Origin of the sequence: Actinocrispum wychmicini (genome assembly GCF_004345645.1) — a bacterium.
GTDB lineage: Bacteria > Actinomycetota > Actinomycetes > Mycobacteriales > Pseudonocardiaceae > Kibdelosporangium > Kibdelosporangium wychmicini.
In genome coordinates, this window is record NZ_SLWS01000008.1 from 473,027 (window position 1) to 488,527 (window position 15,501).

A 15,501-nucleotide genomic window follows, 5' to 3' on the forward strand; every position below is an offset into this window, starting at 1 on the left:
GCACGCTGTCGGCATGCGCATCGACACGCACGACGTCGCCGCACTGGAGCGGGGCGTCTCCCTGTTGGGGTCGGGCGGTGGCGGTTACGGCGGACTGGGGGCGTTGCTCCTGCGCCAACGGCTCGCGGCCGGCCGCGATGTCGTCGTCCTCGACCTTGCCGAACTGCCGGCCGAGGCCAGGGTCGTTCCGGTCGGTGTCGTCGGTGCCACCGCCGTGTTCTCGGAGAAACTGCCCAGTGGGGCCGAGTTCGGTGCCGCGGTCGCCGCCGTGGAGCGGTGGACCGGAACCACGGCCGACAGTGTGGTGTCGATCGAGATCGGCGGGATGAACGGGGTGATCCCGCTGGTCGTCGGCTGCGACCTCGGGTTGCCCGTGGTCGACGCGGACCTCGCCGGCCGCGGCCTGCCCCGGCTGGACCAGCTGTCGCTCGCCGCCGCCGGCCGCGATGTCACCCCGGCGGCGCTCGCCGAACCGAGCGGGCAGGTGCTCGTGCTGGCGCAGGGCTCCGCGTCGGACGTGGAACGCACCGCTCGCGCGTTCCTCACCAGCGCCGGCGGGTGGGCGGCGTTCGCGTTGCCCCCGATTCCCGTGCGTGACCTGCCTGGCTGTTCGATGCCGAATACAGTCACCCACGCGATCGACCTCGGTCGCCGAGCGTTGGCGCACCCGACGGCGTTCGTGACCGAGGTGGGCGGGCGGGTGCTCGCCGAAGGCCGGGTCATGGAGGTGTCGCGTCGACCGGGCGTGGGTCGGCACGGCCAGCCGACGTTCGGCCGGGGGAGCGTGGTCGTGGCCGACCACGGCACACAAGCGTTGCTGCGACTGGAAATGGAGAACGAATACCTCCTGGCGATCCGGGACGGCGCGGTGACCGCGTCCACACCGGACATTCTGACCGTGGTCGACCGCCGGACGGGCGTGCCGATCTCGTGCGACCTGATCCGGGCAGGCACCGAGGTGGCTGTGCTGCACCTGCCAACCGCCGAGTTCTGGACCGACCCACGGCACCTGCCGGCTGTGGCTCCCCGGGCCTATGACATCGACTGCGATCCGGTGCTGCTGTGACAGTGGACGTGCGGCGAATCCTGACCCTGCCGGAATGGGCCGACTCAGTCCGGGTGCTGGGCGGCGCGACAGGCACCGCACGCCCGGTGCGGTCCGTGCGGCCGATGCTAACCCCCGGCGACGACCGCCCGGTCGCCGCCGGTGAACTCGCCGTGGTGACCGAACCTGTGGCGCCCACTGACTGGCGGATCGACACCCTGCTCCGTCGAATCGCCGACGCCGACGGCGCGGGTGTCTTGATCTCAGCGCCGGGGGAGCCGTTGCGGAGCACGCTCTTGTTGGCCGATCGGCTGGGTGTTCCCCTGCTTGTGACCACCGCTGTCCCGCTCGACCTGGTGATCGCCGCGCGGCTGCTGCTGGCCAGCCCGGACCTGGACCGGGCGACTTTGGTACTCGCCGTCCACGGACGGCTCAGTGGCCGGCTACGGCCGCCGGACGTCGTTGTCAGCACGCTTCGAGCGCTGTTGCGGGCGCCGGTCGCGTTGCTCGACGACCGGGGCGAACCGTTGGCGGGGGAGGTCTCCGACACTACCGGCCTGCGACTGGAACGTGTTGTCCCGCAACGAGTTCCGCTCGACGACGGGGTGTTGTTGGCGCATCCGGCCGGGCGCCCGGCGCTGTGGTTGGCGACCGAATTGCGCGGCGACGCGGCGGCTCGTGCGGACGTTGTGCCGCCGGCACTCGCGGTCGGGTCGGACGCGGTCGAGCGGTGGTTGCTGACCAACCGGATCGACCGGGAACGGGACGCGCGGGCCCGGTCAGCGCTGCTCGGCGACCTGCTGCGGCTGGACGGCGAACCCTCGGCCGACCTGCGGGCGCGGGTCGCGAACGAGGGGTGGCGGCTGGGCGGATGGCACGTGGGCATCCGGATCGGCGCCCGGCCCGGCGTGGACGTGCTGACGCGCGAACCCGATGTGGGCCGGGCGTTGCGGGCCGAGGGGATCGACGCGGCCGTCGTCGAGCACGGTGATGGTTGGACCGCGTGGAGCACGTTCAACCAGGAACCCACGGCCGCGCAGGTACATGATGTGGCCGCGCGCCTGCGCGCCGCGCAACGCAGGCTGCGTGACACCGTGAGCGCGTACATGGGTGTGGGGCGACCGCATCCACGGCCGGAGGGGTTGGCGAGCACGGTCGCCGAGGCCACGGACGCCGCGAAACTGGCCGCGACCCGGCCGGAGAGCGGCCACTTCCTGCACGTCGACCAGCTCGGCATGGCACAGCTGCTGCTGGAGTGGACGCGGACCGACACCTTCGAACCCGCCGCCCGCGCCCTGCTCGCGCCATTGCGCGGACAGCCTGGCGACCTTGTCCGGACCTTGGCGGTGTACCTGGACGCGGAATCGTCGATCACGGAGACCGCGGCCGCACTGGGTGTCCACCGAAACACCGTTTCGGCACGGATCGAACGCGTTGAAGGCCTGCTCGGTGTCGACCTGACCCAACGCGACGAACGCCTGGCTCTGCACCTGGCCTGCCGCGTGGCCGGGTGACTCCGGTGCCCTGATCACGCACCGACCCGCGCGTATCCTCCGGTCATGGAGGCACTGGCGGAACGGTTGTCGCAGCTGGACTCGCAGGTCGAAGGCGCGATCCGGGTCGTCATGTTCTACGACACGCTGATCCGCCGGCGGGTGGATCTCCCGGCGCTCGCCCGCGCCTCGGCGGGCCTGGCCGAGTGCGTGGTCGGGATTCGGCTGCACGGCACCGGCCGGACGATCCGCTTCTCGTCCGACGGCAAGGAAACGTCCGCCCCGCAGCAACCCGCGTCCACCACGGTGCCGGTGACCCTCGACGACGAGGAGATCGGCGCCGCGTGGCTGGAACGCCCCGCGTCCCCCAGCCCGCTCGACGAGATGCTGCTGGACCGGCTCGTCATCGCCGTCGCGGCGGTCGTCGAGCGGTACGGCCCGGCCCGCACCACCATGGCCGACCCCGCGCTGGTCGAGCTGGTGATCAGCGCCGGCAGCGACGACGCCGCCAGGGACCGGGCGCTGCGGCTGCTGGGTTTCGCCGCCGACGTGCCGGTCCGGGTCGCCGCCGTCCGGTCGCGGCTCCCGCTCGACCAGATCGGCGGCCTGGTCTGCCCGGCCCGTCCGGTGAAGGCGGCGCCCGTCGCCGACGTTGGCGTCATCCTGGCCACCACGTTGGACCCGGCCGGGTTTCCGGACGGCGTGCGTGCGGGCATCGGCGCCGCCGGACGCCCCGACAGGTCCTGGCGGGAAGCCCGTACCGCGCTGCGCTTCACCACCGCACGCCAGTCGGTCGTCCACTACGACAGTCTGGGGGCGCTGGCGTTGCTCGCCCAGGTGCCTCCAGAAGTCGCGCGGGACAACGCGGACGTGGCCGCGATCGCCCGACTGGCCGGTAGCGCCGATGATCTGGCGACCCTGGACGTCTACTGCGCGGCCGGTTCCCTGCGCCGCGCCGCCGACCTGTTGCACCTGCACCACAGCAGCGTCGCCCGCCGGCTCGACCAGATCGGCAAGGCCCTGGGCATCGAGCTCACCGAGCCGACCGGACTCGTGCGGGCCAGGCTCGCCCTGACCGCGTGGCGACTGCTCGACGACGGCCGAGACGACTGAATGCGCGCGATGTCGCGACCGGTTTGCGTGAACGATGAAGGCGACTTCACTGGGTAGTCAGAATGGTGTATACGTTCGACAGTGAGCGACGCCAGAGGTGACTCTGCGTCCGTTTTCGGCGGTTTCCGTAACTATCCGGAACTATCCGGAATTCCTGTGGTGTCCATCTGGACATCTCAGGGTGATGAGGGCCACTATCGAGCGAGGCCCCATTCAGTATGCAGTCTACAAGCTGGACATGAGGCCGGGTCGCGGTGCCGCGCCAGCTCGGGTGACACCGCGCTTGGCGTTGGCGGACAAGCGATACCGGTCCGCTTCGCCGGCCTGCGGTCGTGGGCAGGCCGGGAGCGGCGCGTGCCGTTCCCGGTCCGAGAACTGACCAATCCGATTCGGGTAGTCGGTCTGGAGAGGCTTGCATGACGACCAGTGTCCAAGAGTTGACGGATTCGAACGGCCGGGTGTACCGGGTGGGCGAGAGCCCGCGGGACATCATGGGCCGCTCCAGGGCGTGGATGGTGTTCCTGCCCTGGATCGCGATGATGGCGGTGAGTGTTTTCGAATACGGGTGGGGCGCCGCCGTATCGACCATCGAGAAGGTGCACGGCTGGTCGCAGGGCGACGCGTTCTGGCTGGCCAGCATCTGGGTGGTGTTCCAGGCCGGTGTCGCGTTCCCGGCCGGCCGGCTGCGTGAGAAGGGCCTGATCTCGGCGCGGACGGCCATGCTGGCCGGCGCGGTGTGCGCGGGGATCGGCTACTTCACCGTCGCGCACAGCGGGAACCTTGTCCTGGCGTTCATCGGCTACGCGGTGCTCGGCGGCACCGGCGCCGGCCTGGTGTACGCGACCTGCATCAACATGGTCGGCAAGTGGTACCCGGAGAAGCGGGGCGCCCGGACCGGCTTCGTGAACGGCGGGTTCGCCTACGGCACGATCCCGTTCATCTTCGTGTTCAGCTACTGGTTCCACCCGTCGAACTTCTCGCTCGTGTTCGACCTGATCGGCCTGTACATGCTGCTGGTCGTGGGGATCTGCGGGTTCCTGTTCAAGGATCCGCCGAAGAACTGGTGGCCGGCCGCGGTCGACCCGCTGACCTGGAACGGCGCCGGCAAGCGCAAGGCGGGCGCGTTGTCGAAGAACCCGCCCGCGGTGAAGCAGTTCACGCCGAAGGAAGCGTTCCGGACCGGGATGCTGCCGCTGATGTGGGTCTGCCTGGTGATCATCGGCGGCGTGTCCCTGTTCGGCATCAACTTCCAGGTGCCGTTCGCGAAAGCCAGCGGGTTTGGACCGTTCGTGGCGGCGTCGTCGGCCGGTGTGCTGGCCGCGGTCAACGGGGTCGGCCGGGGCCTGGTCGGCTGGCTGTCGGACAAGATCGGCCGCCGCCAGACGCTCACCCTGGTGCTGCTGATCGCCGCGCTGGCCCAGTTCGGCGTGCTGTACGGGGGCAAGTCCGGCAACCTGTGGCTGTTCATGGTGTTCGCGTTCATCAACGGCTTCGGCGGCGGCGCGTTCTACCCGCTGTTCGCCGCGCTGGTGCCGGACTACTTCGGTGAGAACTACAACGCCTCCAACTACGGCGCCGTGTACAGCGCGAAGCTGGTCGGCGGCGTCGGTGGCGGTGGTGTCGCGTCCGCGGTGGTCACGGCGTGGGGCTACACCGGTGCGTACATCCTCGCCGGGTGTATCGCGTTACTGTCGGCCGGCCTGACGTTGTTCCTGAAACAGCCGGGCCGGCCCAAGGAAGTCGACCAACCCGCCGAGGCACCTGCCGCCGCGGGCGGGATGGCCGTCGCTCCCTGAGAAAACCCTCGTGAGTGGTCCGCCGGACCACTCACGAGGACTCGGCGGCCCGCTGGTCGTGGTAGGCCTGCCGGGTGCGTTCGGTGTGCCGGTTCATGATCATGCTGGCCAAGTCGGCGTCGTGCTGGCCGATCGCCCTGATCAGTTCGGCGTGTTCGGCCCACGCGTCGCGGCCGCGGGGGCGGGCGATCGGCCGGTAGTACCACCGGACTCGCCGGTCGACCAACGCGACGTGCTCGGCCAGCACCTCGTTGCGGGACATCCGGGTGATGAACGTGTGCAACGCGGCGTTCGCGGCGACCATGCCCTCGGCGTCGTCGGCGAGCATCGCCTGGACACCGTTGTCGTGCAGTTGCTGCAGATGCTCCATGTCCGCCTCGGTGGCGTGTTCGGCGGCCAGTCTGGCGGAGTATGTCTCCAGCACCGAGCGGACCGACAGCAACTGGTCGGCCTCCTCCTCGGTCGGCGTGTGCACGAACGCTCCCTGCGCCGGACGCAGGTCCACCCAGCCCTCGGTTTGCAGCCGCTGCAACGCTTCCCGCACCGGCTGCCGGCTGACCCCGAGGTACTGCGCCAGTTCCAGTTCGACCAGGTGCTGGCCGGGCTGCAGGGTGCCGTTGATGATCAGCTCGATCAGTGCGGTGTGGACGGCTTCGCGCAGCGGGGCGGGCCGCTCGACCCGTTGGCTGGCGGTACCGCTCAACGCGCCACGGCCGCTCCGTCGCCCGCCTGAGACCGGCTCAGGAAGCGGCGCCGCGGGCTCGCTCATGGTGCTCCTCCCGAACCCTGAAGTGTTGTTGTGTCTACAACATACATTATAGGCAACGTGGCCACGTGCCCTGGGCGTCGCAGCCGGGTGGCCAGTATCGCCGACGTGAGAGCGATTGTCGCGGCGACGAGAAAGACTCCTGGAAAACCCCATGACGGTACCGCGAACGCCGCCAGTCCAACACCAACGACACCCCCGACGGCCTTGGCGCTGTACACCACGGCGTGGGTCCTGGCGACGTCCCGTTCGCCGAAGTACTCGCGGGCCAGGGCGGCGAACAGCGGGTAGCAGGCCCCGCCACCGACACCCGCCAGAATCGCGGCGAACAGCAACAAAACTGTGGAATGCGCGGACGCGGCTCCGGCCAGGCACACCTGACCCGCGGCCTGCGCGGCCAGGACCGCGCCGATCGCGCGCCGCCGGCCGACGCGCTCGGCCAGTTGGATCGCCATCGAGCGACCAAGCCCGTTGGCGCCCAACAAGATCGCGGTGCCCACCGCGACCACCGCCACGCCCATGCTCAAGCCGAGTGTCGCGAAGAACGTGACGGTGAACAGCGACACCGCGCTCGCCGCCAGCAGAACCACATACATCACCGGAAGGACCCCGGTCCGGAGCGCCTCCGTGAACGAGAACTGCCGTACCGGCCTGGGCCTGCGGTCCGTCGCCCACGCCCGCGGGTCGACGTCCGGTGGCCACCAGTTCGGCGGCGGGTCACGGAAGGACAGGCCGGCGCCGGCCACGACGATCCCGACCACGGCCGCGGTCACGTCCAACGCCAGCGGCACGGGTGTGAACAGGAACGCGACCGCGAACGGCACCGCGCCATAGGCGAACGCGCCGGTCACGAAACTGCCCCGGGCGGCCATCCGGTCCGGGTGCCAGTTGGCCACTGTGGACGTACTCGTGGCGTAGACGAGGCCGGCGCCGGTACCGCCGAGTACCGAGTACCCCACCAGGGCGAACGGCAGCGACGTGAAGTGCGCCAACGACACCAGCCCGACCACCTGCAGCGCGGCGCCGAGCACCATCACCGTGCGCGGTCCCAGCAAACTGTGTCCTCGCGTGCGGCGGTCTCGCAGGTACGCGGTGGGGAAGCCGGCGCAGGCCTGGAACACCGTCCAGACCGCCAGGAGCCACAACGTCCCGGTCGCCGACCAGCCTCGCTCGGTCAGCCGGGGGACCAGGGAACCGAAGGCGTACTGCGACACCCCGGTGACGGCCATCGCGGCCCACGGGAGCCAGGCCATCGACTCCCGTGACCGCCCCAAGAGCGCCGCCGGCGCCGGGCCGACCTGGTATTCACGTCCGAAGCAGTCGCGCAGGGCCATTGTCTTCTCCCTCCATACTGAATACAGTCTACAATATGGACCTGTATGAGTATCAAGTCAAAGAACTCTTCGCCAGACACGGTGTTCCGACAGGCCCGCAACGGGTCGTCACCTCGCCGACGGACGCCGTCGTCGCCGCGCGGATCCTCGGCCTGCCCGTGGTGATCAGGCGCAGGTGAAAGTAGGCGGGCGCGGCAAGGCGGGTGGGGTGAAAGTCGCCGCCACCACCGAAGCGGTGGCCGCGACCGCCAAGGCCGTTCTCGGCCTGGACATCAAGGGTCACCTGGTACGCAAGGTGATGGTTACCCCGGCCGCCGAGATCGAGCGGGAGTTCTCCTTCGCCTTCCTGCTGGACCGGGCCAGTCGGACGTTCCTCGCCCTCGCGTCGGCGTCCGGTGGCGTGGACATCGAGGAGACCCCGGACTCGGCGGAACGGATCCCGGTCGACCCGATCGCGGGAGTAGGCCTGGCCAAGGCGCGCGAGATCTGTGCGTCCGCCGGGCTCCCCGACCGTGCGGCGCCGGTGATCGTCCAGCTGTAGACAGTATTCACTGCCGAGGAGGCCACGGTGGTCGAAATGAACCCGCTGATTCAGGACTCGCGCGGCGAGATCATGGCGCTGGACGCCAAGGTCACCATGGACGACAACGCGACGTTCCGGCACCCCAGGCGCGCGGACCTCGTGGACGTCGAGGACTCCCTTGAAGCCGCGGCCAGGGCGAAGGACCTCAACTACGTCAAACTGGCCGGGCAGGTCGGGATCATCGGCAACGGCGCCGGGCTCGTGATGTCCACTTTGGACGTGATGGCGCTGGTGGGCGAGCGGCACGGCGGCGTCCGGCCTGCCAACTTCCTCGACATCGGCGGCGGCGCGTCGGCCGACGTGATGGCGAACGGGCTGCGGATCGTACTGTCCGACCCGGACGTCCGCAGTGTGTTCGTGAACGTGTTCGGCGGTATCACAGCGTGTGACGCCGTCGCCAATGGGATTGTGACGGCTGTGCGGTCTGTTGGCAGAGTGGACAAGCCTTCCGAAGATCCGCTTGCGGGGTCGAGCATCAATATTGTGGTGCGGTTGGACGGTAACAACGGGGCGGAAGGTCGTCGTATCCTCGCGGAGGCCGCGCTGCCGACCGTCCGCTTGGTGGACACCATGGACGAGGCTGCCGACCGGGCGGCCGAACTAGCCGAAGACCTGCTTGCCGGGTCGAGCATCTGCACAGAGGTGTGACGTGGCGATCTTCATCAACGCCGACAGCCGCGTCATCGTGCAGGGCATGACTGGCTCCGAAGGACGCGGGCACACCGCACGCATGCTCGCCGCCGGCACCAACGTGACCGGCGGTGTCACCCCCGGCAAGGGCGGTCAGACCGTCCACATCGGAGGGACAGACCTGCCGGTGTACGACAGTGTGGCCAAGGCGATGGCGGACACGGGCGCCGACACGACCGTGATCTTCGTTCCGCCGAAGTTCGCCAGGGCGGCCGCGATCGACGCCGAGATCGGCCTCGCGGTCGTGATCACCGAAGGCATCCCGGTCCACGACTCAGTGTACTTCTGGGCGCACGCCGTCGCCGCCGGCAACCGGACGCGGAGGGACATCGGCTTCTCGACCGCGGCGGGCATCGGCGGCGACTCGGTCATCGGCACCACGCACATCGACGCGTTCAAGGCGTTCCAAGACGACCCGGACACCGAGCTGATCGTGCTGATCGGCGAGATCGGCGGGGACGCCGAGGAACGCGCGGCCGCGTTCGTCAAGGACAATGTGACCAAGCCGGTTGTCGGCTATGTCGCCGGCTTTACCGCTCCAGAAGGCAAAACCATGGGCCACACGGGTGCTATCGTCGCAGGCTCGGCCGGTACCGCGGTGGCCAAAAAGGATGCTCTAGAAGCCGCCGGGGTGTGGGTCAGCAGGACCCCGAGCGAGACCGCGACCCTTGCCCGACAACTGCTTTAGGGGACGGAATGGCGATCCTCAAGCCAGGCACCAGCTGGGCGGACACGTTCGCCCGGTGCATCGAGGCGGCGCCGGAGGCCTTCGCGGCCGACCGCGTGGCCAACTACTGGGGTGGAAGCTGGCGGCACGACGGCCAGCCCGGATCGGCGACCTCACCGGTCGACGGCTCCGCCATCCAAGGCCCGCCGCGGCTCGACGCGCAGACCGCCGAGTCAGCCGTCCGGTCGGCCGTCGACGCGCACCGAGCCTGGCGCGAGGTCGCCCTGCCGGAACGAAAATCCCGGGTGAACGCGGTGCTGGACGCCTGGACCGAGCATCGCGAGCTGCTCGGCATGCTGCTGGTGTGGGAGATCGGCAAGCCGTGGCGGCTGGCCATGGCCGACGTGGACCGCTGCATCGACGGGGTCCGGTGGTATGTCGACGAAATCGACCGGATGCTCGCCGGCCGCACCCCGCTCGCCGGCCCGGTCAGCAACATCGCCAGCTGGAACTACCCGATGAGCGTCCTGGCGCACGCCATGCTCGTGCAGGTCCTGGCTGGCAACGGCGCGATCGCCAAGACACCCACCGACGGCGGGCTGTGCTGCCTCACCCTGGCGACCGCGCTGGCCGCCCGCGAGGGACTGCCGGTGACGCTGGTCAGCGGCAGCGGCGGCGAGCTGTCCGCGGTGCTCGTCCGGGACCCCGGCATCGGCTGTGTGTCCTTTGTGGGCGGACGGGACGTCGGCGGGCAGATCGCCGGGTCCCTGGCCGACCTCGGCAAGCGGCACATTCTCGAGCAGGAGGGCCTGAACTGCTGGGGCGTGTGGGAGTACGGCGACTGGGACACGCTGTCCGGCCAGATCCGCAAGACGTTCGACTACGCCAAACAGCGCTGCACCGCGTACCCGCGGTTCATCGTGCAGCGGGGCCTGTTCGACCAGTTCCTTGCCGCGTACCTGCCGGCCGTTCGGTCGATCCAGTTCGGCCACCCGCTCGCGGTCGCCGCGCCCGACGACCCGTTGCCGTCGCTGGACTTCGGTCCGGTGATCAACGCGGCCAAGGCGAAGGAACTGGCCGACCAGGTCGCCGAGGCCGTCCACCGCGGCGCCGTCCCGCTGTACCACGGTACGTTGACGGACGGACATTTCCTGCCCGGCCAGGACACCAGTGCATACAGTCCACCGGTGGCGTTGTTCAACCCGCCGCGGTCGTCGCCGTTGTTCCACGCCGAGCCGTTCGGTCCGGTCGACACGATCGTCGTCGTGGACACCGAGGCCGAGTTGCTCGCGGCCATGAACGCCAGCAATGGTGCTTTGGTGGCAACGATCTCGTGCGACGAGGAGCGGACGGCCAAGCGGTTGGCGGACGAGGTGCGCGCGTTCAAGGTCGGCGTGAACGTACCGCGGTCGCGCGGTGACCGGGACGAACTGTTCGGCGGGTTCGGTGCTTCCTGGCGGGGCGCGTACGTGGGTGGTGAGTTGTTGGTCCGGGCCGTCACCGAGGGGCCCGCTGACGAACGGCTGCCCGGCAACTTCCCGAACTACACACTTCACCCCTGACCGCCGCCCTTTCGGGCACGATATTGCAATCCGTTGTGTGATAAGGACTTTCGGCGTGGATCTACGATGCCGCCTATGCCGGAGTTCGACACCGTCCAGGACAGCGGGCCCGCGCTCGACGTGGCTCCCCGCCGTTCGCCGGAGAACGCGCTTGCGCCATCCACGGGTGGCTTGGCCAGGGGGCATTCGCCCCTGGCTGGTGATCTCCTTTCGTTACAGGGATTCGCGGGGAACCGGGCGGTCACGTCGGCGCTGATGGTCCAGCGCGACGGGCCGCCCGGTTCCGCGGGCGGGGCCCTTGACGCCGCCGTCGGCGGGACCACGGCCGGGCAGTCGCTGACCGCGTCGGCCACGATCGCCGGCGGCCAGACCCTGTCCAGCAGCGGCGGGAAGATCATCCACACCAACAGCGACACCACCGTGCGGGTCTCGGTGACCACGACCGGACTGTCCATCGACTTCAGCCCGTCACTGACGATCACCAAGGAAGACGCGATCGGCTGGATCGACGTGGACATCGACCTGACCCGGCTGAGCTGGAACTTCACCACCCAGATGCTGCACGCCGAGTGGACGGCGGCGAACGCGGTCAACTGGTTCGGCGGTGTCGGCGACGAACTCTTCTCGGCCTTCAACAGCGCGCTGAACCAGCTGCCGGCCCGGACCAACACGCCTGGTTACAACCCGTTCACCGATCCCGACCTGGCGACCGACCTGACCGCGTTGGTCGGCCGGCTGTCGGCCGCGGGCGGCGGCGCCATGCCACGGACCTCCAACGCCCAGATCGAGGGCTCCTTCGCGGTCAGCGGCGAGATCACCCGGGACGTCGGGCACGGCGTGACCCTGGTCATCCCGTCCGGCATGCGGCTGACGGCGACCGCGTCCCTGGCGGGCGGCGTGCCGTCGAGCGCGGGCGGTATCCGGATCTCGTCGGTGGTGTTGAGCGCCTCCGGCGGCGGACCGAACGTCAACCTGCGGGCACTGGGGCAGGACTGGCCGGTCGTGCGCGTGTCGTCGGTGACGTTGACCTCGGGCGCGCACGTGTCCGCCTCGTATACGATCATCCACGAGGACATCGGCACGTTGTTCCTGCAGTTGCTGGCGACGGCGGTCGTGCAGGAGAACCCGTTGGCGGCGGGCGAGATCCGCGACGACCTGAGCGTGCACGACCAGGCGGCGCACCGGTTGGTCGACCAGATGGTGCGGGACAACGCGGAGCCGGCGCTGCGGGACGCCATTCGGGCGAACGCTCGCTCGGTGCCGGGACTGAACCTGGCTGACGTGTTCGGCGTTACGCCGTAACACTCCGAGACAGCATGAGGTTCCACTACTATTCGCCGGGACATGAGCCAACCAGGATTCACGCCCGACGACTCGGGGCGGAAAGCCGCTCGCCACGCGCTTGACCTGGTTCTGACCGAAGCCCTGTCCCGCCGTGACATCCTGGACGCGTTGGCCGCCAGGCGGATCCCGGTCGACGCGGCGCGTCTCGCGGTGGCGGAGAACAGGACCGTGCAGGCCCGGTTCCGGGAGGAACAGGAACGCCTGGACACCCTGCGGTTGTCACCGGACGACGTCTATGTCGAAGTCGACGCGGGCTCGCCGATGACACCGGGGGAGATCCTGTGGCTCGGTGCCATCTTCATGTTCGGCGTGGGCTACCTGTCGTTGGTTCGTTGGGCCTGGTCGGCGATGCCGTTCGTGTTACAGGCGTTCGTGGTTGTCGGTTTCCTGCCCGTGCTGGGGTTGTCGGTGCTGTGGGCGGTCGACGGTATGCCGTCGGTGCGGGCGTGGCTCGGATTGGATCCAGAGCGGGCCTCGCCTGGGTCGCAGCGGCAGTACATGCTGGCCGTGGTCGTCTTGCCGGAGCTGTGGCAGTTCATCAACGACCACCGCGAACCGTTGTACTCCACCACGTTGACCGCCAGCCCGGGACCGGCGTTGTACGCGGAGCAGGACGACGCGGAGATCATCGTCACCGGTGCGGGCCGGCACCTGCAACGGATCCTGTCCCGGTCCGAGTCGGGCGCGGTGGCGTTGGCCGGCCACCGCGGCTCGGGTAAGACGACCGCGATCCGGTCGGTGTCCCGCGGCCTGCTCAGCGACCCGGCCACCGGGCGTCCGCCGCTGGCGATCCAGTCGTCCGCGCCGGCCCGGTACGACGCCCGTGACTTCGTCCTGCACCTGCATGCCCTGCTCTGCAACGCGATCCTGGCCCGGATCAACCCGCGCTACGCCGACAATGTGCCCGACGGCCGGGAACGTCAGACACTGGCTCGTCGCCGCGCGTCATGGCGCTGGATCCGTCGAGTCCTGATCCTGTGCGTGCTGCTGGCCGGCATCGTCGCGGCCGGCAGCTTGGTGTGGCACATCGGGCCGTTGTCGTTCTTCGCCAGGTTACGGCTGCTTGTCGAGTCGGTCGTCACCGGATTTCCCGTGTGGAGCTTGCCATTGTCCGAGGTGGGGCTGCTACTGGGTTGCGTGGCCACGGTGGGCTACGCGGTCGTGGTCGCCGTCGACGTGGTGCTCGTGGCCCTCGGCGGCCTGTTCCGACTGGTCCGTCGGCTCGTGCCGCCGCGAGAGGATCTCGTGCTGCTCACCGGCTTGGCCGAACGACAACTGGACCGGATCCGGTTCCTGCAGACCTTCACCACGGGGTGGTCGGGCAAGGTCAGCACACCGCTCAGCGGCGAGGCGGCACGCACGTGGTCGACACAGCGGGCCGAGCAACGCCCGACCTACCCGGAGGTGGTCGAGGAGTTCCGCAGGTTCGCCGCCCATACGGCCACGCAGTTGAAGTCCCTCGGGCTCAACGACCGCCTAGTGATCGCCATCGACGAAGTGGACAAGATCGGTGAACCCGAGAAAGCCCACGAGTTCGTCAACGACATCAAAGGGATCTTCGGCGTCCCAGGCTGTCTGTTCCTCGTGTCGGTGTCCGACGACGCGCTCAGCACGTTCGAGCGCCGCGGAATCGCCGTGCGCGACGCCTTCGACAGCGCGTTCTCCGAAATGGTCCACGTCGAGTACTTCACCCTCGACGAAAGCCGAACCTGGATCAACCGCCGAGTCCGGAACGTGCCCGAGCAGTTCAGCCACCTCTGCCACTGCCTGTCCGGCGGCCTGCCAAGAGACCTGCGTAGACACACCATTGAGATGCTCGACATCACCACGGACGTCTATCACCCAAACCTGGCAACCGTGACAAAGTTGTTGGTGCGTCGCGAGTTGGACCGCAAAGCCCACGCCTTCGCCGGCACCGCCCGAACCCTGGACGACACCCCGGAACTCTCCGACCTGATGGCCGAACTGGTCAGTGTCCGACAAACGGCCGAACCACCAGAACTCGTCCAACTAGCCACCCGCCTCACCAACATCCAAAAGAACAACGAAACCCACCCCATCAACCCCCTCCGCCGCCAAAGCGGATGCTTCATCCTGTTCTGCGCCACCATCCTCGAAACCTTCGACGACAACCTCACCGAACCCGACATGCCCGGCACCGAAGTACTGGCCCAAGCCCGGCAACAAATGGCCATCGACTCCCAGCTCGCCTGGCGCTTGTTGACGAAGTTCCGTGCCGGCGCGGGTCTTTCACAACCCACCCCGGCGGACTAGTCCCCGGTGGCTGTGTGGAAGTCGACGAGTTCAGGGACCACGACCGCGGGCACGATGTCGTGGTTCTGGCCGGTGAGTTGCCGGTATTCGCCCACGTCTGGCACGGCCGCCGCGATCGCACGGCCGCCTGCCTGCATCCAAATGGGACTGTTGTCGCCCACCAGTACCAGAGTGGGGATCTTCACGCCGTCAGCGAGACCGGCGGCGTCTGTGGCCGCACGGGTGAGGGTTGTGTCGTACACGAGGGTGTGGGCCATTGCTTCGAGGGACGGGCGGAAGGGTGCGTGCCGGGTTTGGGCGACCAGTTCGGTGGGCATGCCGATCACTCTTGTCTGGAACAGTTCCACCGCGTCACCTCGGGCTCCGGCGTCGATCAGACGTTGGAGCTGTTCAGGGGTGTCGGTTGGCGGATTCGGGTGTCCGGCGGGTGGTTCGTAGAGCGCGAGTTTCGCGATGTGCACACCTGCGGCGGCGGCGCGCAACGCCAGCACCGCGCCTGAGGAGTAGCCGACGACGAACGCGGCCTTGCCGGCGTCGTCGATCAGTGCTTCCAGGTCTTCGATCTCGCGCTCGACCGCGTAGGGCTTTGTGTCGGTGCTCGCGCCGCGTCCTCTTCGGTCGTAGTTGTAGACGGTGAAGTTCGAGGAGAGTGCCGCGGCGAACGCTGTGTGGGTGGATCGGTCGTTGAAGGCTCCCAGGACGAGGATGAGTGGGTCGCCGCTGCCTGCGCGATCGTATGCGATCTTCGTTCCGTCGGCGGAGACAATATTCGGCATGGCCGGGTCCTTCCGGTGGTCGGTGAGTGGTTTGCCCCACCGACGAACAGTGGACGCC

At 68.9% G+C, this 15,501-nt stretch carries 11 protein-coding genes and 1 pseudogene; 9 read left to right on the forward strand and 3 right to left on the reverse strand.

Annotated elements, in window-relative coordinates:
* The first annotated feature begins 13 nt into the window (after nt 1-13).
* The 4 genes from EV192_RS35065 (at nt 14) to EV192_RS35080 (ending at nt 5,447) form a co-directional block, all read left to right on the forward strand.
* On the forward strand, nt 14-1,066 hold the full coding sequence (locus tag EV192_RS35065; RefSeq protein WP_132122882.1) for a DUF917 domain-containing protein: 1,053 nt from the start codon (nt 14-16) through the stop codon (nt 1,064-1,066).
* Nucleotides 1,063-2,559: a helix-turn-helix domain-containing protein gene (locus EV192_RS35070; RefSeq protein WP_243727265.1), complete on the forward strand. Its 1,497-nt coding sequence runs from the start codon at nt 1,063-1,065 to the stop codon at nt 2,557-2,559. Before EV192_RS35065 ends, EV192_RS35070 begins: the two co-directional genes overlap by 4 nt.
* Before the next feature lie 45 nt (nt 2,560-2,604).
* Nucleotides 2,605-3,651, forward strand: coding sequence for a PucR family transcriptional regulator (locus EV192_RS35075; protein WP_132122883.1), 1,047 nt, complete (start codon nt 2,605-2,607; stop codon nt 3,649-3,651).
* Nucleotides 3,652-4,067: 416 nt separating this feature from the next.
* The gene (locus EV192_RS35080; RefSeq protein WP_132122884.1) at nt 4,068-5,447 is read left to right on the forward strand and encodes an OFA family MFS transporter; all 1,380 of its coding nucleotides are present in this window, start codon (nt 4,068-4,070) and stop codon (nt 5,445-5,447) included.
* Nucleotides 5,448-5,478: 31 nt separating this feature from the next.
* Here the strand turns inward: EV192_RS35080 and EV192_RS35085 are convergent, their stop codons facing one another.
* Nucleotides 5,479-6,216 carry a GntR family transcriptional regulator gene (locus tag EV192_RS35085; protein WP_132122885.1) on the reverse strand — a complete coding sequence of 246 codons (738 nt, stop codon included), beginning with the start codon at nt 6,214-6,216 and terminating at the stop codon, nt 5,479-5,481.
* On the reverse strand, nt 6,213-7,547 hold the full coding sequence (locus tag EV192_RS35090) for an MFS transporter (protein WP_132122886.1): 1,335 nt from the start codon (nt 7,545-7,547) through the stop codon (nt 6,213-6,215). Before EV192_RS35090 ends, EV192_RS35085 begins: the two co-directional genes overlap by 4 nt.
* Nucleotides 7,548-7,582: 35 nt before the next feature.
* Here EV192_RS35090 and sucC point away from each other — a divergent pair.
* The 5 genes and pseudogenes from sucC to EV192_RS35115 all read left to right on the forward strand — a co-directional run bounded on the left by sucC (nt 7,583) and on the right by EV192_RS35115 (nt 14,667).
* A pseudogene (gene sucC, locus EV192_RS35095) lies at nt 7,583-8,778 on the forward strand (ADP-forming succinate--CoA ligase subunit beta).
* A gap of 1 nt (nt 8,779) precedes the next feature.
* Nucleotides 8,780-9,508 (forward strand): succinate--CoA ligase subunit alpha, encoded by a 729-nt coding sequence (locus EV192_RS35100; protein WP_132122887.1) that lies wholly within the window; start codon nt 8,780-8,782, stop codon nt 9,506-9,508.
* An 8-nt stretch (nt 9,509-9,516) separates the two neighbouring features.
* Entirely contained in the window at nt 9,517-11,049 is a 1,533-nt protein-coding gene (locus EV192_RS35105; protein WP_132122888.1) for an aldehyde dehydrogenase family protein, read from the forward strand.
* Between the two features lie 75 nt (nt 11,050-11,124).
* The gene (locus EV192_RS35110; RefSeq protein ID WP_132122889.1) at nt 11,125-12,351 is read left to right on the forward strand and encodes a hypothetical protein; all 1,227 of its coding nucleotides are present in this window, start codon (nt 11,125-11,127) and stop codon (nt 12,349-12,351) included.
* 42 nt (nt 12,352-12,393) lie between these two features.
* Nucleotides 12,394-14,667: a hypothetical protein gene (locus tag EV192_RS35115; RefSeq protein WP_132122890.1), complete on the forward strand. Its 2,274-nt coding sequence runs from the start codon at nt 12,394-12,396 to the stop codon at nt 14,665-14,667.
* Here the strand turns inward: EV192_RS35115 and EV192_RS35120 are convergent.
* Nucleotides 14,664-15,443: an alpha/beta fold hydrolase gene (locus tag EV192_RS35120; protein WP_132122891.1), complete on the reverse strand. Its 780-nt coding sequence runs from the start codon at nt 15,441-15,443 to the stop codon at nt 14,664-14,666. The genes EV192_RS35115 and EV192_RS35120 overlap by 4 nt on opposite strands.
* Nucleotides 15,444-15,501: the final 58 nt, after the last annotated feature.

Coding starts and splice junctions, on each gene's coding strand:
- EV192_RS35065 (WP_132122882.1), top strand. CDS start 14: ATGCGCATCGACACGCACGACGTCGCCGCACTGGAGCGGGGCGTCTCC.
- EV192_RS35075 (WP_132122883.1), top strand. CDS start 2,605: ATGGAGGCACTGGCGGAACGGTTGTCGCAGCTGGACTCGCAGGTCGAA.
- EV192_RS35080 (WP_132122884.1), top strand. CDS start 4,068: ATGACGACCAGTGTCCAAGAGTTGACGGATTCGAACGGCCGGGTGTAC.
- EV192_RS35085 (WP_132122885.1), bottom strand. CDS start 6,216: ATGAGCGAGCCCGCGGCGCCGCTTCCTGAGCCGGTCTCAGGCGGGCGA.
- EV192_RS35090 (WP_132122886.1), bottom strand. CDS start 7,547: ATGGCCCTGCGCGACTGCTTCGGACGTGAATACCAGGTCGGCCCGGCG.
- EV192_RS35105 (WP_132122888.1), top strand. CDS start 9,517: ATGGCGATCCTCAAGCCAGGCACCAGCTGGGCGGACACGTTCGCCCGG.
- EV192_RS35110 (WP_132122889.1), top strand. CDS start 11,125: ATGCCGGAGTTCGACACCGTCCAGGACAGCGGGCCCGCGCTCGACGTG.
- EV192_RS35115 (WP_132122890.1), top strand. CDS start 12,394: ATGAGCCAACCAGGATTCACGCCCGACGACTCGGGGCGGAAAGCCGCT.
- EV192_RS35120 (WP_132122891.1), bottom strand. CDS start 15,443: ATGCCGAATATTGTCTCCGCCGACGGAACGAAGATCGCATACGATCGC.